A 20,607-nucleotide genomic window follows, 5' to 3' on the forward strand; every position below is an offset into this window, starting at 1 on the left:
CGATTCTGGGGGGGATGCGCGACAGGGCCGGAGCCTCGGGCGTGAGCGGGGTGCCACCGGGCGGCCGCCCGCCGCTCGCGCGGCGGGCGCCTCGCCACGGCCCCCGTTGACGGCCGACCAGGCGATGATCGGCCGCTGGTGTCAGTCTGCCGGCAGCGAGTTGACCGTGGACGCCCGGCGGTTGACGATCCGCGCCAAATCCGAGCCGCTGTCGCGGTGCTCCTGCGGGGTGGTTCCGTACGCGGCCCGGAACGCCCGGCTGAAGTGGGCCTTGGCGGAAAAGCCCCACCGCGCCGCGATGGTCTGCACGGGCTGGTTGCGCAGCGCCGGGTCGGTCAGGTCACGCCGGCACCGGGCCAGCCGCAGATCCCGGATGTACGACGCCACAGTGGCGTCCTCGGCCTCGAACAACCGGTGCAGGGACCGCACCGAGATGTGGTGGGCGTCGGCGACGACCTGGGGGCCGAGTGCCGCCTCGCCGAGGTGGCGGTGGATGTAGGACTGCACCTGAGTGAGCAGCGCCCGGCGACGGATCTCGGTGGGCACGGCGTCCTCGGCGACGAGGTGCCGGCCGAGCATGGTGGTGGCCAGGTCGAGCCCCACCGCGCCGAGCCGGCTGGCGTCGGCGGCGTGGTACTGCTCGGGGTGCCCGGTCACCTGGAGCAGGAACTGCGCCAGCAGCGCCCCGATTCCCTCGCTGCCGGACATCCGGCCGCCGTAGAGCGCGGCCATCCGCTGTGGTGGAAGGGGCAGCGCGGCGTGCGGGATCATCGTGATGATCGAGGTGGCCTGGTCCCGCTCGGGCTCGGTCGCGTGGTGGCAGACGTCGTGCGGCCGAGACGCGTCGTAGAAGGTGAACTCGCCGGCCAGGATCTCGCTGCGGCGACCGTCCTGGCTGGACGAGCCGATGCCGCCGGTGGTGAGGGCGAGGATGTACAGCTCCGGGTCGGACTGGCGGACCCGCTTCCGGGTCCGGGTGGCGTCCAGGGACGGGTACTCGTACTGCACCAGCTGGATCGGGCCGAGGTCGAGGAAGTCGGCGCGGGCGGCGAAGTCGTCGCTGTGCGCGGACTGGATGCGCAACGGTGCCGAGGTGCGCGCGACCAGGTCCAGCCACATGCCGAACCGCTCGCCGGGTGGCAGGACGGTGGTGTCGATGGTGTCTCTCGGCAGCATCGGGCTTCCTCAGTCCGCTCGGCGCTGGATCAGTGCCTCGACGCCGTCGAGGATCCGGTCCAGGCCGAAGACGAACTCGTCGTCGGGGTCGTCGTCCTGGTTGAGCACGCCGGCGGCCAGCACCCGGTGCAGCGCGGGGAAGCGGGCCGGGTCGATGAGCCGGGCCATCAGCCGGGCGTACGCCGGCATGATCTCGCTGGGCTCGACGCCGGCCGCCCGGCTGCCCTCGGCGATCTGCGAGGTGAGGGTGGCCTCGTTGCGGACGTACCCGGTGATCAGCAGCAGCACCGACATCTTCTCGCTCTCGGCGAGCGTGGTGCCGTCGAGGCAGCGCAGCCCGTCCTCCATCCAGCCGAGCTGCTGCGGGGTGATCGGTGGGCTGTTGATCGGCACGTGCAGCAGCCAGGACCGTTGCCGCAGCACCTCGTGCTCGGCCCAGGCCCACCGGGTGAGGCCGGCGCGCCAGTCGTCCTGCGGCGCGGGCGGGCCGGGGGACGGGCCGTAGCCGGCGTCCACCATGAGCATCAGCAGCTCGTCCTTCGAGCCGACGTACCGGTAGAGGGCCATGGTCGCGGCGCCCAACTCCTTGGCCACCCGGCTCATCGAGACGGCCGCCAGGCCGTCGGCGTCGGCCACCCGGACGGCGGCGGCCACGATGGTGGGCACGCTCATTCCCGGCCGGGGGCCCTTGGGGGGTCGTTCCCGCAGCCCCCACGCGCTCTCGATGGCCGGCGGGAGTACCGGCCCGCTGTCGTCTGTCTCTGCCGCCACATGTCCTCCTTGCCTCGCCATCCTAGTTCTGCGTATGGTCTACGCATAACAGCGTACGAGATACGCAGAGGGGAAACTGATCATGACGACCACCACCACGCCGGCCCCACGGGCGGGCCGACGGGAGTGGATCGGGCTCACGGTGCTGATGCTGCCGCTGCTCCTGGTCTCGATGGACGTGTCGGTGCTCTACTTCGCCGTCCCGTTCATCAGCGCGGAGTTGCGCCCCACCGCCACCGAGCAGCTCTGGATCTTCGACATCTACGGCTTCGTGCTGGCCGGGCTGCTCATCACCATGGGCGCCCTGGGCGACCGGATCGGCCGACGCCGGCTCCTACTGATCGGCGCCGTCGCGTTCGGGGCGGCGTCGCTGCTGGCCGCGTACGCCGACAGCACCGCGACGCTGATCGCCGCGCGCGCCGTGCTCGGCGTCGGTGGGGCCACCCTGATGCCCTCGACGCTCGCCCTGGTGCGCAACATGTTCCACGACGCCAAGCAGCGCGGCACCGCCATCGCCATCTGGACCGCCACCCTCACCGGCGGCATCGCGATCGGCCCGGTGCTCAGCGGCATCCTGCTGGAGCACTTCTGGTGGGGCTCGATCTTTCTGATCAACATCCCGGCGATGCTGATGCTGCTCCTGCTCGCCCCGCTGCTGGTGCCCGAGTTCCGCAACCCGGCGACCGGGCGGTTCGACCTGATCAGCGCGGCCCTGTCGCTCGCCGCGCTGCTGCCGGTCATCTACGGCATCAAGGAGATGGCCCGCGACGGCCTCAGCCCGGCGCGGGTGCTCGCCATCGTCGGCGGCCTGCTGGTGGGCGCGCTCTTCCTGCACCGGCAGCGGACCCGGGCGTACCCGATGGTCGACCTCGCGTTGTTCCGACGTCGCGGCTTCGCCGGGTCGCTCGCGGTCAACCTGCTGGCGATGTTCGCCATCGTCGGCTTCGCCATCTTCACCACCCAGCACCTCCAGCTGGTGCTCGGCCTGAGCCCGCTGCGGGCGGCACTGTGGAGCCTCGTGCCCTCCCTCGCCGTGGGTGGAATCGCGCCGGCCGCCGCCGCCCTCGCCCAGCGCGTCGAACGGGCGTACCTGATCGGTGCGGGGTTCGGGATCGCCGTGGTCGGCTTCGTGGTGTTGACCCGGGTCACGCCGGAGACGCCGCTGTGGCTGCTGCTCGTCGGCGCCAGCGTCTACGCGGGTGGCCTGGTGATGGTGATGTCCCTCGTCACCGAGCTGGTCCTCGGCGCGGCGCCGCCCGAGCAGGCGGGTGTCGCGTCGGCGCTGACCGAGTCCAGCAGCGAGCTGGGCGGTGCGCTGGGAATGGCGATCCTGGGCAGCGTGGGCGCGGCGGTCTACCGCCGCGAGATCGTCGACGGCCTGCCCGCCGGGCTACCCGCCGACGCCGGCGCCGCGGCCCAGGAGACCCTGGGCGGTGCGCTCGCGGTCGCCCAGGGACTGCCGGCGGATCTGGCCGACGCGGTGCGGCACGCCGCCGGGGTCGCGTTCACCGACGGGCTGCACCTGGCCGCGTACGCCGCCATGGTGGTGATGCTGCTGGGCGCGCTTACCGCGCTTCTCGCGCTGCGCGGCGTCCGACCGGCCGACTCCACGGCGCTGGCCGCCGAGCCGGCCGGTCCGGCCGACACCTCGTTGTCGTCGGTCAGTCGGTGAGCACGTGCGCGAGCCGGTCGCGGAAACGCCGCTCGGAGTCGCTGACCGACTCGCCGCCGATGCCCAGCAGCCCACCGCTGGACGCGGCGCCCACCACCTGCTCGGCGATCTTCACGAGCCAGTGCTTGTACGCGCCGGCCTCACCCTCGTCGACGCGGCCGGCCAGCAGCTCGGCGGCCTGGCCGGCCCGCAGCAGCACGTCGTCGATGTACGCCCGGGGGTCGGCGGGCGCGATGACCGGCAACTCCTCGCCGGTCTCCGGGTCACCGACCCGGGTGACGATCTCGCCAGCCACGGCGGCGACCAGCGGGCTGGCCGACTCCCGGCCGGCGGCGATGGTCTCCAGCCCGGCCGCGGTCTCCGCCATGGTCCGGCGGGTGCCGTCGGACTCGGCGGCGCTCGCCGCGGTCAGCACCGACTGCGGCAGGCCGACCAGCAGCCCCCACTCCCCGTCGGAGAATCCGAACCCGGTGTACGCCGGCTGCTCGATCACGGCAACGCCCCTTCCGCCCTGCTCTGCTTGGTCAATCGGTGCTCTGTTTGGTCGATCCACCGGGCCCGACACCGGTGCCCGGGTCAGGCTAGTCCAGGGTCAACAGGCCCTGTTCGGACACCACGCGCACCGACAACGTCTTGTACCCGACCTCATCGAAGAGAACCGTCATCTTGTCCTCCTCGTACGAGAGCACCAGGCCCGGCCCCCACTCCGGGTGCCGCACCTGGCTGTGCACCGGGAACGGCCCGACCGCGCCCTGGTCGGCCACGCTGGTGCCGTTGTGGCAGTTGTCGCAGTGGCCGCAGACATCCGTCATCTGCTCGCCGAAGTAGGCCAGCAGGGTCTGACCCCGGCAGGCCCGGGTCTCGGCGAAGGCCCGCATCATGTCGGTGCGCGACCGGGTCACCGTCTGCTGGCGCTCCGCCTCGGCCAGCGCCGCCGCGGCGGCGTCGGTCGGGGTGGGGGAGTAGCGGGGCGCGCCGATGCGCTGCCGGGCGCGCGGCTCGGCCGCGCCGATCTGCTCCAGCAGGGAGAGGTACTGGCCCAGCTTGCGTGGGCCGAGGCCGGTGGTCTCGCGCAGCTCGGTCTTGGTGGCCGGCTTGCGACGCAGCAGCGCGGCGAGGTCGCGCAGCTCGTCGACGTCGGGCAGCCCGCCGCTGAAGAACCGTTGCAGGCCGACATCCTCGGCCTGCCAGAGCAGCAGCACCCGGGCCGGTTGCCCGTCGCGTCCGGCCCGGCCGATCTCCTGGAAGTAGCTGTCCGGCGAGTCGGGCAGTGCCATGTGCACCACCCAGGCGATGTTCGGCTTGTCGATGCCCATGCCGAACGCCGAGGTCGCCACCATGATGGGGACCTGGTCGGCGAGGAACGCCTCGTGCAGTTCGGCGCGGGCGCCGGCTGCCATCCCACCGTGGTAGAACTGCGCCGGGAAGCCGGCATCGGTCAACCGGGTGGCCAACTCCTCGGCGGCGCGACGGGTCGGCACGTAGATGATCCCGGGCCGCTCGTCGTCGCGCAGCAGCGTGGTCAGCCGCCGCCACCGGTAGTCCTCGGTGGGGCAGTGCGCGACCTCGACGAACAGGTTGGGCCGGTCCAGCCCGGAGACCACCACCTCCGGCTCGCGCAGCCGCAGCCGGGCGATGATGTCGTCGCGTACCGGAGGGGAGGCGGTGGCGGTCAGCGCGACCACCGGCGGTCGGCCGATGCCGTCGATGAGGTGCCCCAGCGCCAGGTAGTCGGGGCGGAAGTCGTGCCCCCACGCGGAGATGCAGTGCGCCTCGTCGATCGCCACCAGCGCCGGCTTCAGCGCGGCGACCTCGGCCATCCGCTCGGGGTTGCTGAGCTGTTCCGGGGTGATGAAGAGGAATTCGGCCCGGCCCTCGCGGACCTCGGTGATCGCCTCCGCCTGTTGGGTGGGCGACTCGTTCGAGCTGATCCGCACCGCCCGCAGCTCCGGGCGTTGCCGCTCGTTGAGGGAGGCGATCTGGTCCTGCTGGAGGGCCAGCAGCGGGGAGATCACCACGGTGGGGCCGGGAATGAGGCTGGCCGGAATCTGGTAGATCGCCGACTTGCCGGCGCCGGTGGGCAACACCACCAGGGCGTCGCGTCGCTTCATCACCGCGCGCATGGCGGCCAGTTGGTTGGGCCGCAGCGCCTTCCAGCCGAAAAGGCTGCGGGCCGCGCGGCGCAACGTCATCGAGTGCGTGGACAGTTTCATCGAGGGCCGGAGGTACCCGAGCCCATGACCGCCGAAACGCGTTCGGACGATCATGGGCCGCCGCTCGCCGCTCGCCGCTCGCCGCTCGCCGACTCAGCGCAGCCGGGGCAGGACCTCGCGCTGGTAGAGGTCGAACAGGCCCTGGTGGTGGGGGCCGGTGTTGGCCACGTAGACCTCGTCGAAGCCGGCCTTGGCGTACTTGTCGATCATCTCCAGGTGGGCGTCGGCGCTGTTGCCGCAGACGAACGCCTCCTTCAGCATCTCCGGCTTGACCAGCTCGGCGGCCTGCTCGAAGTGTCGCGGCGAGGGGAGCACCTGGGACAGCTCACCCGGCACCCCCGCGTTGGGCCAGCGCTCGTACGCGATCCGCAGCCCCTCCTCCTCGCTGTCCGCGTACGCCGCCTTGAAGCCGGCCTGGCACGGCTTGTCGCCGCCGCCGTTCTCGCGGAAGCGCCGGACCATCTCGCCGTCGGGCATGGTGCTCACGTAGCCGTCGCCGATCCGGGCGGCCAGGTCGATCGACTTCGGCCCGAAACCGGAGACGTAGATCGGCGGGGGCGCGTCCGGCAGCGTGTAGATCCGGGCCTGCTCCACGGTGTAGTGCTTGCCGTGGTGGTTGACGAAGCCGCCGCCCCACAGCGCGCGCAGCACCTCGACGGCCTCCTCCAGCATCTCCAGTCGGACGTCGGCCTGCGGCCAGGCGTCGCCGAAGATGTGCTCGTTGAGCGCCTCGCCGGTGCCGACGCCGAGCACGAACCGCCCGCCGTGCAGCACCGCGCTGGTCGCCGCCGCCTGCGCGATCACGGCCGGGTGGATCCGCAGGGTCGGGCAGGTCACCGCCGTGGTCACCGGCAGCGAGCAGACCTGGCTGAGCGCGCCGATCATCGACCAGACGAACGGGCTCTGACCCTGTGCGTCCACCCAGGGGTGGTAGTGGTCGGAGATCCACAGCGCCTCGAAGCCGGCCTGTTCGGCGCCGCGCGCCTGCTCCAGCAACTCGGCTGGCGTGAACTCCTCACTGGACAGAAAGTATCCGATCTTCATGGCTTCCCCTTCGGCACGCGGACCTGCTGATGGGAGAGCCGTACCCCGGCGGCGCCCGGTCACACCGGCTCCCGTCGTCGGCCGGGTCAGCGTCGGCCGAACATCGCCCGGATCGCGGCGAGGAGCAGCAGGGCGCCGACCACCAGGCCGAGCAGGCGTACGCCGGGGATGTCGGCCGGGCTCGTCGCGTCGGCCAGCAGGACGGGATCCATCCCCGCACTCTCCCCGGGGAGCGGGCCGCCAGGCAACTGTAAGGTTTATTGACTATTGAATCGCTCAGTGTGACCATGGCAGGACCGCCTGCCGGTGGCGGTGCGCCGAGGGCGCGCGAGAGATGGGGTACGGGGGCCGCATGAGCGAGCGCAACCAGCGGATCGACGGGGGCGCACCGTCGCCGGTGATCGACATCGATCACTGCGAGGGGGCGGCGTGACAACGACCACCGGGCACCTCCCGGCGCTCGCCGCCGCCGTCCTGCAACCCGGCTTCGTCGGCACCACCCCACCTGCGTGGGTGTGCCGCTGGCTCGGCGAGGGTCTCGGCTCGGTGGTGCTCTTCGCCCGCAACGTCGTCGACACCGAGCAGGTGGCCGCGCTCACCGCGACGCTGCGCGCGGAACGGCCGGACGTCATCGTGGCGATCGACGAGGAAGCCGGCGACGTCACCCGGCTGGAGTCGGTGCACGGCAGCTCCCGGCCCGGCAACTTCGCCCTCGGCGCGGTCGACGACCCGGAGCTGACCGAGGCCGTCGCCCGGGACCTCGGCGCCGAGCTGGCCGCGGCCGGGGTCACCCTCAACTACGCCCCGGACGCCGACGTCAACTCCAACCCGGCGAACCCGGTGATCGGCGTCCGCTCCTTCGGCGCCGATCCGACGCTGGTCGCGCGGCACACCGCCGCCTGGGTCCGCGGGCTCCAGGCCGGAGGCGTCGCGGCCTGCGCCAAACACTTCCCCGGACACGGCGACACCCGGGTCGACTCACACCACGACCTGCCCCGGATCACCGCCGACCGGGACCGGCTGGACGCCTGCGAACTGGCCCCGTTCCGCGCCGCCGTGGCCGCCGGGGTGCAGGCGGTGATGACCGGCCACCTGCTGGTGCCGGCGCTCGACCCGCACCTGCCGGCGACGCTGAGTCAGCGCATCCTGGGTGAGTTGCTCCGCGACGAGATGGGCTTCTCCGGCGTGGTGGTCACCGACGCGATGGAGATGCGCGCGGTCGCCGACCGGTACGGCTTCGCCGGGGCGACGGTCCGCGCCCTCGCCGCCGGAGCCGACGCGATCTGCATCGGTGGCGAACGGGCCGACGAGCAGGACGCCCGCGAGCTGCGCGACGCCATCGTGGCCGCCGTCATCTCCGGTGAGCTGCCCGAGGAACGCCTCGCCGAGGCCGCCAAGCGGGTCGGTCAACTCGCCGCCTGGACGGTGGCCGCCCGCAGCGCCGGCCCGGCCCGAGCGCGCGGCGCCGCCGACGTCGGGCTGGTCGCCGCCCGACGGGCCGTCCGGGTCACCGCCGCCCCCGGCACGACGGCCGCGCTGCCACTGACCCGCGCGGCACACGTCGTCGAGTTCGAGCCGCTGCGCAACATCGCCATCGGCGCCGAGACCCCGTGGGGCATCGGCGGGCCACTGGCCGAGCTGCTCCCCGGCACCAGCACGGTCCGCTACGCCGAACCCGACGTGCCGGCCGACCCGGGCGCCGAGGCGGGCGAGCGCCCCCTGGTCCTGGTCGTCCGCGACCTGCACCGGCACGACTGGATGCGCGCCGCCGTGCACCGCGCGTTGGCTGCCCGGCCGGACGCGGTCGTGGTCGAGTTGGGCGTGCCCGAGCTGGTCACCGGGGCGGTGCACCTGGCCACCCACGGCGCCACCCGGGCCAGTGGTCGGGCCGCCGCCGAGGTGCTCACCGACGCCCGCTGACCGGTCCGCGCTACGGGAGGTCGGCGACCAGGTCGGCGTACTCGGGGTGTTTGTCGATGAACGCGGCCATGAAGGGGCACTGCGGCACCACCGTGGCACCCCGGGCGCGGACCTCGTCCAGGGTGCCCCGGATCAACGCCCCGCCCACCCCCTTGCCCTGGAAGCCCCGGTCCACCTCGGTGTGGGTGAAGACCAGGACCTCCCCGCGCATCAGGTACGCGGTGAAGCCGGCCAACGCGTCGTCGACCAGGATCTCGAAGCGGTGCTTCGCCGGGTTGTCCTCGACCAGGGTGCTCATCCGGCCATTCTCCCCGCCGGCTCGGCCAGCGCGTCGAGTTCGCCGAGCAACCGGTCCACCTCGTCGGCCGTGTTGTAGTGGTAGATGCTGGCCCGCACCGCGCCGCCGCTGTCGCGCAGACCCATCAGCTGGAAGTACTCGTAGGCGTAGTAGTCGCCGACGGAGAGGCAGAACCCGGCGGCGCCCAACGCCTCCTGGGTGGCCGCCGGCGACATCCCGGCGACCCGGAACGAGACCGTCGGGCAGCGCCGGGCCGGCGAGCCGTAGACGGTGATCGCCGGCCGCTGCGCCAACCCGGCGAGCAGCCGGTCCAGCAGGGCCTCCTCGTGTGCCTGGGCGGCGGCCAGCCCGGCCCGCAGCCGCGCCCGCCGGTCCCCGACCGCCTCTGGGTCCAGCCCCGCCAGGTGATCCACCGCGGCGGCCACGCCGGCCAGCAGCGGGAAGCTCGGCGTGCCGTACTCGAACCGGTCCGGCACCGCGTCGGAGGACGGCACCAGCTTCGCCGGGCGCAGCGCCGCCCACCGGGCCGGGTCCGCCACCATCGCCGCCAGGTGCGGCCCGGACCACTTGTACGCGCTCGTGACCAGCACGTCGGCGCCGAGCGACGCCAGGTCGGTCGGCCCGTGCGGCACCGAGTGCACCCCGTCGACGCAGACCAATGCGCCGACCGCGTGCGCGGTCTTGGCGATCGCCGACACGTCCGGCACGGTGCCGATGGCGTTGCTGCCGGCGGTCACCGCGACCAACCGGGTCCGCTCACCGACCAGGTCCGCGTACTGGGCCGCGGGCAACTCGCCGGTGTGCCGGTCGACCTCCGCCCAGCGCACCGTCGCGCCGGCCGCCTCGGCGGCCTGCACCCACGGCCGCACGTTCGCGTCGTGGTCGAGTCGGGAGACCACCACCTCGTCACCCGGGCGCCAGCCCGCGCCGAGCGTGCGGGCCAGGGTGTACGTCAGCGCGGTGGCGCTCGGGCCGAGCACCACCCCCGGCCGGGTCGGCGCCGAGCAGGTCGGCCACCGCCGAGCGGGCCTCGGCCACCAGCTCCAGCGACCGACGGCCCGCACCGTTGGCGGCGCTGCGGTTGCCGACCGCGGACCGCATGGCGTCGGTGACCGCGTCGATCACACCGGCCGCGGTCTGGGTGCCCCCGGCACCATCGAGGTGGACGAAGCCCTCGGTCAGGGCGGGGTACGCGGCCCGGGTGCGGGCGATGTCGAACGGCATGTCCCGGACCCTAGCCGGTGCTCCTCGTACCCTGGTCGGCCGCCAGGTGATCACCAATCGGCGACGACGTCGCGGATGTCTCGTACTCTTGGCGAGGTGACGAACCGACCCGCCACCATGCCCATTCCCTCCGTCCGTCGCGCCGCCGGTCTCTTCGCCAGTCTGGCGCTCGGCCTCGCCGTGCTCGCCGGGTGCAGCTCTCAGGGCGCCTCCACCGACTGCGGGCTGGACGCCTGCACGGTCACCTTCGAGCGGGGTGTCGACGCGAGCGCCACCATCCTGGGCGTCGAAGCCAAGCTGGTCGGCGCCGAGGGTGACCAGGTGACCGTCGAGGTCGCCGGTGAGCAGCTCACCCTCACCACCGGCCAGCAGGCCGCCGAGGCCGGGGGCTTCGCGGTCACCCTGGACAGCGTGACCGACCAACAGGTCAAGATTCGCGTAGCGCGCAACCCCGGCAGCTGAGCTGGGCGGGCGGCGGTGGCCGACGTTTGGGAATCTTCAGAATCGGAGATTGTGACGCCATGTCACTCACCCGTAGCGCCGAAGCCACCGCCTCCCGTACGGCGGACAGCCGGTGGCTGGAACTCCTCGCCCGGGCCGGCTTCATCGGCTACGGCATCGTCCACCTCCTCTTCGCCTGGTTGGCGTTGCAGATCGCGTTCGGCACGTCGTCCGACGACGGCGACCAGTCCGGCGCGCTGCGTACCCTCTCCGCACAGCCCCTCGGCAAGTTCCTGGTCATCGCCGTCGCGGTCGGCCTGCTCGCGATGGCGATCTGGCAGGCGCTGGAGGCGGCGGTCGGGCACCGCGCCGAGCGCGGCAGGGAACGGGTGATCGAACGGCTCGCCTCGACCGGCCGGACCATCGTCTACCTCTACTTCGCCTGGACCGCCTTCAAGGTCTTCAAGGACGCCGGGTCGAACAGCGCCGACCAGCAGGAGGCGTTGACCGGCAAGCTGATGACCTCCAGCGGCGGCCGCTGGCTGGTCGGCCTGGCCGGGCTGGTGCTCGCCACGATCGGTGTCGGCCTGGTGATCTACGGGCTCGTCAAGCGCTTCGAGAAGCACCTGAAGACCGGCGAGATGAGCCCGAAGGCCCGGAAGCTGGCCCGCCGCCTCGGCGTCGCCGGGTACGTCGCCAAGGGCGTCGCGTACGGCATCGCCGGTCTGCTGATCATCGTGGCGGCGGTGAACTACGACCCGGAGAAGGCCCGTGGTCTGGATGCCGCGTTGCACGCCCTGCGCGAGCAGTCGTACGGCACCTTCCTGCTGACCCTGGTCGCCCTCGGCATCGCCGCCTTCGGCGTCTTCTGCTTCCTCCAGTCCCGGTACCGCAAGGTCTGAACTGGTCGATTCCTGGGCCGTCGGGCACCCTTGGGCTTTTGCCCGAAGTGCCCGACGCCTGGTCGAAGGGGAGCACCGAAGCCGTGCAGAACTATCTCGAAACGGCCGTCGCCGCGCTCGTCGCGGCGGCGGTCGCCCTGTTCCTGGTCGAGGTCGTCCACCGGTTGACCCGGAGGTTCGGCCGCCGGTCACTGCTGCTGACCGAGCTGACCGACCACGCACACCGCCCGTTCCAGGTCGCCGGAACGGTCCTGGCCGTGCAGTTCGCCGTCCGCTTCAGCACCGGGTACGCGGTCGGCGAGAGCTGGCGGCGAATGCTGCTGCACCTGCTCATCCTCGGCGTCATCGCCACCCTGGCCTGGCTGGTCGCCGGTCTGCTGGTCGTCGTGGAGGACACCGCGCTGGCCCGGTTCCGGGTCGACGTACCGGACAACCGGCACGCCCGACGGGTACGGACCCAGGTGGTGATGCTGCGCCGCCTGACCATCGCGGTGATCGTCATCCTGGCCGTCGGCGTGATGCTGATGACGTTCCCCAGCGTGCGGGGCATCGGCGCCGGCGTGCTGACCTCGGCCGGTGTGGTCGGTGTGGTGGCAGCGCTCGCCGCGCAGAGCCTGCTCGGCAACGTCTTCGCCGGCCTCCAGCTCGCCTTCAGCGACGCCGTCCGGCTCGACGACGTGGTCGTCGTCGAGGGGGAGTGGGGTCGCATCGAGGAGCTGACCCTCAGCTACGTCGTGGTGCAGATCTGGGACGACCGCCGGTTGATCCTGCCCACCTCGTACTTCACCAGCAAGCCGTTCCAGAACTGGACCCGGACGGAGGCGGCGGTGCTCGGCACCGCCGAATTCGACGTGGACTGGGCGGTGCCGGTGCAGACCATGCGTGAGGAGCTGCGCCGCCTCGTCGAGGGCACCGAGCTGTGGGACGGGCGGGTCTGCGTCCTTCAGGTCACCGACGCCACCGGCGGGACGGTCCGGTTGCGCGCGTTGGTCAGCGCCGCCGACGCGGGCAGCCTGTGGGACCTGCGCTGCCTCGTCCGGGAGCACCTGGTCGCCTGGATCCGGGACAACCGCCCGACCGCGATGCCTCGGCTGCGCGCCGAGCTGGGCGACTCCACCAGCAACCTGTCCTGGCAGTGGGTGCAGCCGCGGCGTCCGACCCGCCGCCTGTCCGACACCGAGGCGCCCGACGACGCCCGGGTCTTCGGCGGCAGCGACGACGGCGACGCCCGCAGCGAAGCCTTCGTGGGCCCCGAAGAAACCCGCCCCTGACCGGAAGACCCGCCCGTCGCGTCTCGCCCCGCCCCCGCCCCGCCCCGCCCCGCAAGATCGTGCAACTTCCTGGTTGTCGTGGCCTCCAACCGCCGCCGAGGCCACGAAAACCAGGATCGAGCGTGATCTTGCGCCGCAGGCCATGGTGATCTCGGACTTGGCGGATGGGTGCGCCTGGTTTGTCCGCGCCAACCTCATGGTCGCCGCTGTGGAAACGGGGGACGGGGTCCGTTGCGGGAGGTTTGGCCGGGCTTGGGTGGGGGATGTGCTGCCGGACGTCTCTGGCGTGATCGCGGCGGCTGGCCGCGTATCGGCGGCGCGGCGTCCGGACAACGGGGACGGTGAGCTGCTTGGCGCGCTTTAGGATTGACGAGCGGCGACTTCGGGCATACAGCGCGGTGATGAGGAAAGGAGGACAGCATGGCTGACGTGGCGAAAGCCCGCACATCCCAGAACGGGAGCGAGCCCTCCACCGCCGAGTTGGTGCAGCGGGCCACCGAGCAGATCTCCCGCCTCGTGCGGGACGAACTGACGCTGGCCCGAGCGGAGTTGACCCAGAAGGGTAAGCACGCAGGCATCGGGATCGGCCTGTTCGGCGGCGGAGGCGCGCTCGCGTTCTTCGGTCTGGGCGCGCTGGTCGCCACGGCGATCCTGCTGCTCGACCTGGTGTTGCCCGCCTGGGCCGCGGCGCTGATCGTGGCGGTGGCCTGCTTCCTGGTGGCCGGCATCCTCGCCCTGGTGGGCAAGAAGCAGGTCAGTCGTGCCGTCCCGCCGGTGCCGGCGGCCACGGTCCGCAGCCTCCGGGCAGACATGGACACCGTCACCGCCGCGGTGAAGGACAGGGGGCGGCAATGACCGGCAACGGGACCGGCGACACGGAGGCCCTCCGCGAGGAGATCCGTCGCACCCGGGTCGAGTTGGGCGAGACGATGGAGGCGTTGGCCGCCAAGGCCGACGTCAAGGCGCGGCTCAAGGAGTCCGCCGAGCAGGCCAAGGAGCGGATGCGTGAGCAGGCGGCGCAGACTGTCGCTCGGGTCCGCGGGCAGGCCGCGCGGGGCGTCGGGATGGCGCGAGCGCAGGCCCACGAGAAGGGCGAGTTGGTACGCGCACAGGCGTACGACAAGGGCGAGTTGGTGCGCCGCAACCCGGTGCCGTGGGCGGCCATCGCGGCCGGTGCGGTGGCCACCGTGGTGGTGCTGATGATCGTGCGGGGGAGGCGTAGGTGAGTAAGAGCATCGGCAGGGCCGCGTACCGGCCGGTCGGCGTGCTGTTGGGTATCGCCGCGGGCACGGTGGCCGGGGCGATCTTCCGGCAGGTCTGGAAGGTCACCGCGGGCGACGGTGAGGCGCCCAACGCGACCGACGAGGATCGCGGCTGGGGCGAGGTCCTGGCCGCCGCGGCGTTGCAGGGCGCCATCTTCGCGGTCGTCCGAGCCGCCGTGGACCGGGGCGGCGCGGTCGGCGTACGCCGGATGACCGGCAGCTGGCCGGACTGACCAGGCAGCGACTTCAGCCCCCTTCCCGCATCGATGGGAAGGGGGCTTTCGCATGGCATCGCACGCCGCCCAGCGCACCTGAGGCATCCGTCAGGTCACATGTCGGAGAAATTCGTCGGAGAGGTCGTGACAGACTTTTTGCCTCCGTGATTTGCTGGTCCCCGCTGTTGCGAGATGGCGTGGGTTGAGAGAAGTCTCCTTCGTGGGGCCGCCTCAGGCGCCGCTGCTCAAAAACGGCCAATCGGCCGGACGGCGTGCACGGCCGCCAGTTTTTAGAGGGAGATACACATGGCTCAGGGAACCGTGAAGTGGTTCAACGCTGACAAGGGCTTCGGCTTCATCACCGTCGATGGTGGGGGTGCTGACGTGTTCGTCCACTTCTCGGCCATCCAGACCAGCGGCTACCGCTCGCTGGAGGAGAACCAGCGGGTGGAGTTCGAGATCGCGCAGGGTCAGAAGGGTCCGCAGGCCGAGCAGGTCCGTCCCATCTGAGTGAGACGGCCGGCCCCCGCCGGCCAGTGGGACGACCCGGCCCAAGGGTCGCGGCAAAGCCCCGCATCCCGGTTGGGATGCGGGGCTTTGCACGTGCTCGGGCTCCGCAGTGGAGCAGCCGCTCAGCGTCGACGCGAGCGCAGGCCGAGCCAGAGCACCACCAGCCCGGCCAGCGCGACGAGCGGGCCGATCACCGCCCAGATCTTCTCGTCGGTCATCAGGCTGCCGCTGACGTAGCCCAGGCCCTGGACCGTCCACACCGCACCGATCACCACGGCCAGTAGGCCGAGGGTGAGCGGAAGCCAGCCCCTCATCGCGTCCCCTCTCCGCCGCCCGGGGCGGCGCGCTGCCGTCCAGCATCGCCGGCCGGGCGATGCGACGCGAGCAACCCGGGTGCGCGGGTCACCACCGGTCGTGTACCTGCGGGCGGATCAGCTCGTCGTAGGTCTCGCGCACGGCTGCCAACTGCTCGTCGGTGAGCGGGGACAGGGCCGCCGCGGCGGCGTTGCGTCGGGCCTGGTCGGCGTCGCGGGCACCGGGGATGACCACGGTGACGCCGGCCTGGTCCAACACCCAGCGCAGCGCGAACTGCGCCATCGTGCGGTCCGCGTCGACCAGCGGGGCCAACCGGCGTACGGCGGCCAGACCCCGATCGAAGTCGACTCCGGAGAACGTCTCCCCGACGTCGAAGGCCGCACCGTGCCGGTTGTAGTTGCGGTGGTCGTCGGCGGGGAACTCGGTGTGCTCGTCGTAGCGCCCGGAGAGCAGGCCGCTGGCGAGCGGCACTCGGGCGATGATGCCGACACCGGCCGCCGCGGCGGCCGGCAGCACCCGCTCCAGGGGCTTGTGGCGGACCGCGTTGAGGATGATCTGAACGCTCGCCACCCCGGGTCGGGCGATCGCGGTGAGGGCCTGGTCGCAGGTCTCGACGCTGACCCCGTACCCGGCGATGGCCTTCTCGGCGACGAGGGTGTCCAGGCCGTCGAAGACCTCGTCGGAGGAGAAGACCTCGGTGGGCGGGCAGTGCAGCTGGACCAGGTCCAGGGTGTCCATGCCCAGGTTGGCCCGGGAGCGGTCGGTCCACTGCCGGAAGTTGGCCAGGGTGTACGCCTCCGGTCGCTGCTCGACGCGGCGCCCCATCTTGGTGGCGACGGTCAGCCCGGCGTCGGGTCGGGTGCGCAGAAAGCGGCCAATCAGTTGCTCGCTGCGGCCGTCGCCGTACACGTCGGCGGTGTCGAGGAAGGTGACCCCGGCGTCCACGGCGGCGGCGAGCACCGCCATCGCGTCGTCCTCGCTGACGGTGCCCCAGTCGGCGCCGAGTTGCCACGCGCCCAGGCCGACCGCGCCAACGGTCCGGCCGAGCCGGTTGAAGCTGCGCTGTTCCATGCCCCGAGCCTAGTGATCGGGTTGCCACCCTGCCACGCGAGCCGTACCTTTAGCAGTACGGACGTACGGTTTGGGAGGCGACCATGTGGGACCCGACGACCTACCTGCGCTTCGGCGACGAGCGATCCCGGCCGTTTCACGACCTTCTCGCCCGGATCCCGGCCGAGCGACCCCGGGCGGTGGTCGACCTCGGCTGCGGCCCCGGCCAGCTCACCGCCGTCCTCGCCGAGCGCTGGCCGACCAGCCGGGTGCGCGGCCTCGACTCCTCGCCCGAGATGATCGAGCGGGCCGAGGCCCTCGGCGCGCCGGTCGACTTCGCGATCGCCGACCTGCGCGACTGGCGTCCGGCCGGCGACGACGACGTGGTGGTCAGCAACGCAGCGCTGCAGTGGGTCCCCGGCCACCAGGAGCTGCTGCGCCGCTGGGCCACCGAGCTGCCCGCCGGCGCCTGGCTCGCCATGCAGGTCCCCGGCAACTTCGCCGCCGACTCGCACCGCGCCCTGCGGGAGGTTGCCAACCGGCCGACCTGGCGGGCCGAGGTCGCCCCGCTGCTGCGTGCGGACCCGGTCGACGACCCGGCCGACTACGCGGCGCTGCTGACCGCCGCCGGCTGCGCGGTGGACGCCTGGGAGACTACCTACGTGCACCTGCTGCCGGCTCGACCCGCCGCCGAGCACCCGGTGCTGGCCTGGATGGAGGGCACCGCGCTGCGCCCGGTCCGGGCCGCACTGGACGCCGTCGGCTGGTCCGCCTTCCGGGCCGAGCTGGGAGTACGGCTCACCGCGGCGTACCCGGTGCGGCAGGGGCAGGTGTACTTCCCGTTCCGCCGCGTCTTCGTCGTCGCCCGCACCGGCGACCATGCCCAGGAGAACCCGTGACCGACCTGTCCACCTTCATCGCCGGCCTGCCCAAGGTGGAGCTGCACGTGCACCACGTCGGCTCCGCCCTGCCCCGGATCGTCGCCGAGTTGGCGGCGCGCCACGAGGGGCGCAGCCCCGTGCCGGCCGACCCGGACGCGCTCGCCAACTACTTCGAGTTCCGCGACTTCGCGCACTTCATCGAGGTCTACCTGAGCGTCGTGGATCTCATCCGCGACCCGGAGGACGTCTGGATCCTCACCCACGAGGTGGCCCGGGAGCTGGCCCGCCAACAGGTCCGGTACGCGGAGCTGACCATCACCCCGTACTCGCACGTTCGACGGGGCATTCCCGCGCCGGCATTCTGCGAGGCGATCGAGGACGCCCGCAAGCGCGCCCAGGCCGACTTCGGCATCGAGCTGCGCTGGTGCTTCGACATCCCCGGCGAGGCCGGTCTGCCGGCAGCCGCGGAGACGCTGCGCATCGCGCTGGACGAGCGCCCGGACGGGCTGGTCAGTTTCGGTCTGGGCGGCCCGGAGATCGGCGTACCCCGACCGCAGTTCCGGCCCTACTTCGACCAGGCTCGCGCTGCCGGGCTGCGTTCGGTGCCGCACGCCGGGGAGACCACCGGGCCGCAGACCGTCTGGGACGCGCTGAACGAGTTGGGCGCCGAGCGGATCGGGCACGGCATCTCCGCCGCGCAGGACCCGCAGCTGCTCGCGTACCTGGCCGAGCGGCAGATCGGGATGGAGGTCTGCCCGACGTCCAACGTGCGCACCCGGGCGGTGGCCACCCTCGACGAGCACCCGCTGCCCCGGCTGGTCGAGGCCGGGCTGCTGGTCACCATCAACTCCGACGACCCGCCGATGTTCGGCACCACCCTCAACGACGAGTACGCGGTGGCCGCCCGCCTGCTCGGCGTCGGCGCCGAGGGGCTGGCCGGGCTGGCCCGCAACGCGGTGACCGCGTCCTTCCTGGACGCCGCCGGCCAGCAACGGATCCTCGCCGAGATCGACGCGTACCTCGCCGCTGCCGGCTGAGCTGGGCCGCTGAGCAGGGCGCGGCGGCCGGCTGGGCCGGTCGGACGAGCAGGGCGCGCGGCGGGAGCGTGGGTGTGGGGGGACCTGTGACTCCCGCCGCGCGCGCGGCTCCACCGGCCGTGGGTGCGCGAAGCGCTCGGCCGGTGGAACTGGTGGGTTCGTGCTGTGATCCTGTCAGCCCGCAGCCGATCCAACGCGGTCGTTAACCGCGATCTAAGGAAGACTTGCGCCGGCGCACAGCCCGGGGTTCGGCCGGGTCAGTCGTCGGTGGGGCGCTGGCGGGGCCAGCGACGTCCAGTGGCCTTCGTGTCCCGGGCGTCGCGGGCCATCCGACCGACCAGACCGAAGCGGCTGACCTGCCGGGGCGTCGCCTCCGGGTCGGCGAGCAGCATCACCACGCTGGCCCCGCCCAGTCGGGCGCGGTCGATGCTCACCGAGCCGTTGGCCTGCAACGCGACCCGCTTGGCGATGTCCAGCCCGAGCCCGGTCGAGCCCTGGTCGCTGGCGCCCCGGCGCAGGGCCCGGTCCGGGTTGGCGATGCCGGGGCCGGCGTCGTCGATCCGGATGGCCACGTAACCATCGCGCCGGGACACCGCCACCTCGAAGGCGGTGCCCTGCGGGGTGTAGCGGAAGACGTTGCCGATCACCGCGTCGAGCGCGGCGGCCAGCTCGGCCCGCGGCACCGGCGCCGGGATGCGCAGCTGCGCGCCGTTGACCCGGTGCGGGCGGTTCTGGTCGCCGGCCAACGCCGCCCAGAACACCATCCGGTCCCGAACCACCTCGCTGACGTCGCACATCGCCGGCCCGGCCTCGAGCGCCACCGTCTTACGGGTGGTCTTGATCAGCACGTCGATCTCACCCTCCAGGGTGACGATCGCCTGCCGGATCCGCCGGATCCCGCGCAGCCGGTCCAACTCCGCCGGGCTGAACGAACCCACGCTGGTGTCGTCGGACTCCAACGCCTCCGCGTCCAGGCGCAGCACCGTCAACGGGGTACGCAGACGATGCGACAGATCGGCCACCAACTCCCGCTCGTCGGTGCGAGCGGCGTCCAGCCGGTCCGCCATCCGGTTGAAGGCGTACCCGGCTTCGGCCAACTCGCGCGGACCGGTCGGCTCGACGCGTACGCCGAGGTCGCCGTCGCCGACGGAGAGTGCGGCCTTGACCAGACCCCGGGTCGAGTCCACCGCGCGGGCAGCGACCCGGTCGACCACCAGCACCGCCGCGCCGGCCATCGCCGCACCGACCGCGAACAGCAGCAGCCAGGTGCCGCCGGTGCCCTCGCCCAGCGTCGACTCCGGAAGGAACACCTCGACAACGGCCGTCCGGTCACCGAGGACCACCGGGTCGAGCCGGGCCACACCCCCGTCGACGTCCACGACCAACGACTGACGCTCGGAGCGGGCCCGGTCCACATCGCTGCCGCTGGCCCGACCAGCGGACTCGTCCAACCCCAACCCGTGTACCACGGGCCGGGTGGAGGCGCCCTCGGCGCTGGCCACCACGGCCCGCTCGACGACCGCCGGGTCGGTGCTCACCGCCAGCGCGCCGGTCACCAGCGCGCTGCGCCGCGCCGCGTCGGCGATCGCCTCGTCCCGGCTCTGCTCCCGCAGGCTGAGCCCGAGCGGGATCAGGAAAGCGAGCGCGACGAGACTGCACATGCCGGCCGTGAGCAGGGCCAGCGCCGTCCTCAGTCCGGTGCCACCAGCCGGAATCCGACCCCCCGCACGGTGCGCAGGTAGCGCGGCTTCGCCGCGGACTCGCCCATCTTTCTGCGGAGCCAGTACAGGTGAACGTCGATGGTCTGATCCTCGCCGACCGATGGCTGCCGCCATACCTCCTCCAAGAGTTCCCGGCGGGACACTACCCGCCCAGGTCGTGCGGCGAGATACGCCAACAGGTCGAATTCCTTGCGGGTCAGCGCCAGCGGCTCCCCGTCGAGCTGGGCGCTGCGCTCGCCCACGTCCACCCGCAGCCCGCCGACGCTGTGCACCGCGGGCTGCACGGACCGACTGGCCCGGCCGGCCCGGCGCAGCACGGTGGTGATCCGCGCGTCCAGGTGCGCCCCGGTGAACGGCTTGACCATGTAGTCGTCGGCACCGGCGCGCAGCAGCTTGACCACCGACTGCTCGTCGTCACGGGCGGTGGCGATGATGATCGGAACGTCGGTGATGCCACGCAGCATCCGCAGCGCGTCCGAGCCGTCCAGGTCGGGCAGGCCGAGGTCGAGCACCACCAGGTCGGGTGTCTCCGCGGCGACCCGGCGCAGGGCATCCAACGCCGTACCCACGGCGTGCACGGCATGCCCCCGGTCGGTGAGGGACCGCAGCATCGCGCCGCGTACGACGTGATCGTCTTCGACCAGGAGCACGGAGGCCACGACAAGACCGTACTTGGCCTGGCAA

22 protein-coding genes and 1 pseudogene are annotated in these 20,607 nt (G+C 72.5%); 11 read left to right on the plus strand and 12 right to left on the minus strand.

The genetic code is table 11. The annotated features are described in order from the left end of the window. Positions 1 to 141 precede the first annotated feature (141 nt). Entirely contained in the window at positions 142 to 1,176 is a 1,035-nt protein-coding gene (locus tag AC5L30_RS08585; protein ID WP_494866365.1) for an AraC-like ligand-binding domain-containing protein, read from the minus strand. Positions 1,177 to 1,185: 9 nt separating this feature from the next. Further along, positions 1,186 to 1,947, minus strand: a complete 762-nt coding sequence (locus tag AC5L30_RS08590) for a TetR/AcrR family transcriptional regulator (protein WP_494866366.1) — start codon at positions 1,945 to 1,947, stop codon at positions 1,186 to 1,188. A gap of 82 nt (positions 1,948 to 2,029) precedes the next feature. Here AC5L30_RS08590 and AC5L30_RS08595 point away from each other — a divergent pair, with 82 nt between their 5' ends. Beyond that, positions 2,030 to 3,619 (plus strand): MFS transporter, encoded by a 1,590-nt coding sequence (locus AC5L30_RS08595; protein ID WP_494866367.1) that lies wholly within the window; start codon positions 2,030 to 2,032, stop codon positions 3,617 to 3,619. Here AC5L30_RS08595 and AC5L30_RS08600 read toward each other — a convergent pair. From AC5L30_RS08600 to AC5L30_RS08615, 4 genes are all read right to left on the minus strand, one after another. Next, a complete protein-coding gene (locus tag AC5L30_RS08600; protein ID WP_494866368.1) occupies positions 3,609 to 4,112 on the minus strand; it encodes a hypothetical protein in 504 nt (167 codons plus the stop codon). The two genes, AC5L30_RS08595 and AC5L30_RS08600, sit on opposite strands and share 11 nt — an antisense overlap. Before the next feature lie 88 nt (positions 4,113 to 4,200). After that, positions 4,201 to 5,832 carry a RecQ family ATP-dependent DNA helicase gene (locus tag AC5L30_RS08605; RefSeq protein ID WP_494866369.1) on the minus strand — a complete coding sequence of 544 codons (1,632 nt, stop codon included), beginning with the start codon at positions 5,830 to 5,832 and terminating at the stop codon, positions 4,201 to 4,203. A 93-nt stretch (positions 5,833 to 5,925) separates the two neighbouring features. Continuing rightward, positions 5,926 to 6,876, minus strand: a complete 951-nt coding sequence (locus AC5L30_RS08610) for a TIGR03557 family F420-dependent LLM class oxidoreductase (protein WP_494866370.1) — start codon at positions 6,874 to 6,876, stop codon at positions 5,926 to 5,928. Between the two features lie 86 nt (positions 6,877 to 6,962). Further along, a complete protein-coding gene (locus AC5L30_RS08615; protein ID WP_255750123.1) occupies positions 6,963 to 7,088 on the minus strand; it encodes a hypothetical protein in 126 nt (41 codons plus the stop codon). 217 nt (positions 7,089 to 7,305) lie between these two features. On the opposite strand from AC5L30_RS08615, the gene AC5L30_RS08620 reads away from it, so the two are divergent. Continuing rightward, on the plus strand, positions 7,306 to 8,796 hold the full coding sequence (locus AC5L30_RS08620) for a glycoside hydrolase family 3 protein (RefSeq protein ID WP_494866371.1): 1,491 nt from the start codon (positions 7,306 to 7,308) through the stop codon (positions 8,794 to 8,796). Positions 8,797 to 8,806: 10 nt separating this feature from the next. Here AC5L30_RS08620 and AC5L30_RS08625 read toward each other — a convergent pair whose 3' ends face one another. Next, entirely contained in the window at positions 8,807 to 9,094 is a 288-nt protein-coding gene (locus AC5L30_RS08625) for a GNAT family N-acetyltransferase (RefSeq protein WP_269679981.1), read from the minus strand. Next, a pseudogene (locus tag AC5L30_RS08630) lies at positions 9,091 to 10,318 on the minus strand (cysteine desulfurase-like protein). The gene AC5L30_RS08625 and the pseudogene AC5L30_RS08630 overlap by 4 nt, the downstream one beginning before the upstream one ends. 96 nt (positions 10,319 to 10,414) lie before the next feature. Here AC5L30_RS08630 and AC5L30_RS08635 point away from each other — a divergent pair. From AC5L30_RS08635 to AC5L30_RS08665, 7 genes are all read left to right on the plus strand, one after another. Then, positions 10,415 to 10,780, plus strand: coding sequence for a hypothetical protein (locus AC5L30_RS08635; protein WP_494866372.1), 366 nt, complete (start codon positions 10,415 to 10,417; stop codon positions 10,778 to 10,780). 59 nt (positions 10,781 to 10,839) lie between these two features. Further along, positions 10,840 to 11,661: a DUF1206 domain-containing protein gene (locus tag AC5L30_RS08640; protein WP_494866373.1), complete on the plus strand. Its 822-nt coding sequence runs from the start codon at positions 10,840 to 10,842 to the stop codon at positions 11,659 to 11,661. Between the two features lie 83 nt (positions 11,662 to 11,744). Beyond that, positions 11,745 to 12,932, plus strand: a complete 1,188-nt coding sequence (locus tag AC5L30_RS08645) for a mechanosensitive ion channel family protein (RefSeq protein ID WP_494866570.1) — start codon at positions 11,745 to 11,747, stop codon at positions 12,930 to 12,932. A gap of 420 nt (positions 12,933 to 13,352) precedes the next feature. Next, positions 13,353 to 13,787 (plus strand): phage holin family protein, encoded by a 435-nt coding sequence (locus AC5L30_RS08650; RefSeq protein WP_030338239.1) that lies wholly within the window; start codon positions 13,353 to 13,355, stop codon positions 13,785 to 13,787. Next, on the plus strand, positions 13,784 to 14,158 hold the full coding sequence (locus tag AC5L30_RS08655) for a DUF3618 domain-containing protein (RefSeq protein WP_494866374.1): 375 nt from the start codon (positions 13,784 to 13,786) through the stop codon (positions 14,156 to 14,158). Before AC5L30_RS08650 ends, AC5L30_RS08655 begins: the two co-directional genes overlap by 4 nt. Then, positions 14,155 to 14,427: a DUF4235 domain-containing protein gene (locus AC5L30_RS08660; protein ID WP_494866375.1), complete on the plus strand. Its 273-nt coding sequence runs from the start codon at positions 14,155 to 14,157 to the stop codon at positions 14,425 to 14,427. Before AC5L30_RS08655 ends, AC5L30_RS08660 begins: the two co-directional genes overlap by 4 nt. A 288-nt stretch (positions 14,428 to 14,715) precedes the next feature. Next, entirely contained in the window at positions 14,716 to 14,919 is a 204-nt protein-coding gene (locus tag AC5L30_RS08665; protein WP_030338233.1) for a cold-shock protein, read from the plus strand. A 122-nt stretch (positions 14,920 to 15,041) separates the two neighbouring features. Here the strand turns inward: AC5L30_RS08665 and AC5L30_RS08670 are convergent, their stop codons facing one another. After that, positions 15,042 to 15,233 carry a hypothetical protein gene (locus AC5L30_RS08670; protein ID WP_494866376.1) on the minus strand — a complete coding sequence of 64 codons (192 nt, stop codon included), beginning with the start codon at positions 15,231 to 15,233 and terminating at the stop codon, positions 15,042 to 15,044. A gap of 88 nt (positions 15,234 to 15,321) precedes the next feature. Continuing rightward, positions 15,322 to 16,305, minus strand: coding sequence for an aldo/keto reductase (locus AC5L30_RS08675; protein ID WP_091401706.1), 984 nt, complete (start codon positions 16,303 to 16,305; stop codon positions 15,322 to 15,324). 83 nt (positions 16,306 to 16,388) lie between these two features. Here AC5L30_RS08675 and AC5L30_RS08680 point away from each other — a divergent pair, with 83 nt between their 5' ends. Beyond that, positions 16,389 to 17,183, plus strand: coding sequence for a trans-aconitate 2-methyltransferase (locus AC5L30_RS08680; protein WP_494866377.1), 795 nt, complete (start codon positions 16,389 to 16,391; stop codon positions 17,181 to 17,183). Then, positions 17,180 to 18,202 (plus strand): adenosine deaminase, encoded by a 1,023-nt coding sequence (locus AC5L30_RS08685; RefSeq protein WP_494866378.1) that lies wholly within the window; start codon positions 17,180 to 17,182, stop codon positions 18,200 to 18,202. Before AC5L30_RS08680 ends, AC5L30_RS08685 begins: the two co-directional genes overlap by 4 nt. A 257-nt stretch (positions 18,203 to 18,459) precedes the next feature. On the opposite strand, the gene AC5L30_RS08690 is transcribed toward AC5L30_RS08685, so the two are convergent. Both AC5L30_RS08690 and AC5L30_RS08695 read right to left on the minus strand, forming a co-directional pair. Then, on the minus strand, positions 18,460 to 19,863 hold the full coding sequence (locus AC5L30_RS08690) for a HAMP domain-containing sensor histidine kinase (RefSeq protein WP_494866379.1): 1,404 nt from the start codon (positions 19,861 to 19,863) through the stop codon (positions 18,460 to 18,462). A 29-nt stretch (positions 19,864 to 19,892) separates the two neighbouring features. Next, the gene (locus AC5L30_RS08695; RefSeq protein ID WP_091401712.1) at positions 19,893 to 20,582 is read right to left on the minus strand and encodes a response regulator transcription factor; all 690 of its coding nucleotides are present in this window, start codon (positions 20,580 to 20,582) and stop codon (positions 19,893 to 19,895) included. Positions 20,583 to 20,607 lie beyond the last annotated feature (25 nt).

The sequence above is a fragment of the Micromonospora sp. BQ32 genome (genome assembly GCF_059358895.1).

Excerpts from the sequence above, each read along its gene's own strand:
- AC5L30_RS08680 (WP_494866377.1), top strand. The coding sequence starts at position 16,389 with ATGTGGGACCCGACGACCTACCTGCGCTTCGGCGACGAGCGATCCCGG.
- AC5L30_RS08585 (WP_494866365.1), bottom strand. The coding sequence starts at position 1,176 with ATGCTGCCGAGAGACACCATCGACACCACCGTCCTGCCACCCGGCGAG.
- AC5L30_RS08595 (WP_494866367.1), top strand. The coding sequence starts at position 2,030 with ATGACGACCACCACCACGCCGGCCCCACGGGCGGGCCGACGGGAGTGG.
- AC5L30_RS08690 (WP_494866379.1), bottom strand. The coding sequence starts at position 19,863 with ATGTGCAGTCTCGTCGCGCTCGCTTTCCTGATCCCGCTCGGGCTCAGC.
- AC5L30_RS08610 (WP_494866370.1), bottom strand. The coding sequence starts at position 6,876 with ATGAAGATCGGATACTTTCTGTCCAGTGAGGAGTTCACGCCAGCCGAG.
- AC5L30_RS08655 (WP_494866374.1), top strand. The coding sequence starts at position 13,784 with ATGACCGGCAACGGGACCGGCGACACGGAGGCCCTCCGCGAGGAGATC.
- AC5L30_RS08625 (WP_269679981.1), bottom strand. The coding sequence starts at position 9,094 with ATGAGCACCCTGGTCGAGGACAACCCGGCGAAGCACCGCTTCGAGATC.
- AC5L30_RS08665 (WP_030338233.1), top strand. The coding sequence starts at position 14,716 with ATGGCTCAGGGAACCGTGAAGTGGTTCAACGCTGACAAGGGCTTCGGC.
- AC5L30_RS08605 (WP_494866369.1), bottom strand. The coding sequence starts at position 5,832 with ATGAAACTGTCCACGCACTCGATGACGTTGCGCCGCGCGGCCCGCAGC.
- AC5L30_RS08650 (WP_030338239.1), top strand. The coding sequence starts at position 13,353 with ATGGCTGACGTGGCGAAAGCCCGCACATCCCAGAACGGGAGCGAGCCC.
- AC5L30_RS08615 (WP_255750123.1), bottom strand. The coding sequence starts at position 7,088 with ATGGATCCCGTCCTGCTGGCCGACGCGACGAGCCCGGCCGACATCCCC.
- AC5L30_RS08675 (WP_091401706.1), bottom strand. The coding sequence starts at position 16,305 with ATGGAACAGCGCAGCTTCAACCGGCTCGGCCGGACCGTTGGCGCGGTC.
- AC5L30_RS08670 (WP_494866376.1), bottom strand. The coding sequence starts at position 15,233 with ATGAGGGGCTGGCTTCCGCTCACCCTCGGCCTACTGGCCGTGGTGATC.
- AC5L30_RS08640 (WP_494866373.1), top strand. The coding sequence starts at position 10,840 with ATGTCACTCACCCGTAGCGCCGAAGCCACCGCCTCCCGTACGGCGGAC.